This window comes from Lentilitoribacter sp. EG35, from assembly GCF_040784015.1.
In the GTDB taxonomy this organism is placed as follows: domain Bacteria; phylum Pseudomonadota; class Alphaproteobacteria; order Rhizobiales; family Rhizobiaceae; genus Lentilitoribacter.
This window is the reverse complement of record NZ_JBFNGQ010000039.1, coordinates 1-756: the sequence shown is the minus strand read 5'-3', so window position 1 is coordinate 756 and position 756 is coordinate 1. Positions and strand designations below refer to the sequence as shown.

Here is a 756-nt window from a genome sequence, read left to right as displayed (position 1 = left end):
TGATCAAAATATTGAACGCAGAAAATACAACCAATCCAGACAATCGTGACCGAGTTCGACCGCTTACCCCCACCAATCCCGCCTATGTCATCTACACATCAGGATCAACTGGAAAACCTAAAGGTGTCGTAACGACTGTTGCAGCGCTGATCCACCGACTTAATAATTTTCAAAAGCTATACCCTCTTGACAAGAATGATAGATTATATGGTCTGACATCAATTGGGTTTGACGGTGCCATCAGGGAGCTTTTTTGGTGGTCGATGGCAGGTGCACGAATGGTCATAGGTGTGTCAAAATTATTGGTTGATCCAAATCTTATTCTTGAGAATATGATATCAAACAAGATATCTGTTATACGTTTCTCACCAGAGCTATTGCATAGTGTAATGAGAGTTTTAGAGGCTCACGGTCACTCCCAAGATACTGAGCAGCTCAATTTGAGGTGTTTATTTATTGGAGGTCAACGACCCGAACTTGAATTACTTAATCGTCTAGGCTCAGGCGGACTCGGTCAAAAACTCGTAGCTGTTTACCATGTATATGGGTCTACCGAAGCGCAAGATTCAACAATACACAATTGTAGAAAGCAGAAAACGGGGCTCGTCCCCATTGGGCGCCCGATTTGGAACACTCAGGTTTATGTATTGGATGATTGGCTTCGTCCTGTTCCCGTTGGTGTTAGTGGTGAGCTTTATATAGCTGGAGCAGGTTTAGCACGTGGTTATTTAGGACGCCCTGATCTGACGGCAGATC

1 protein-coding gene is annotated in these 756 nt (G+C 44.0%); it reads left to right on the top strand.

Annotation, left to right across the window (positions count from 1 at the left end; genetic code table 11):
- A partial coding sequence (locus AB2J24_RS19850; protein WP_367386813.1) for an AMP-binding protein occupies positions 1-756 on the top strand: 756 nt, incomplete at both ends.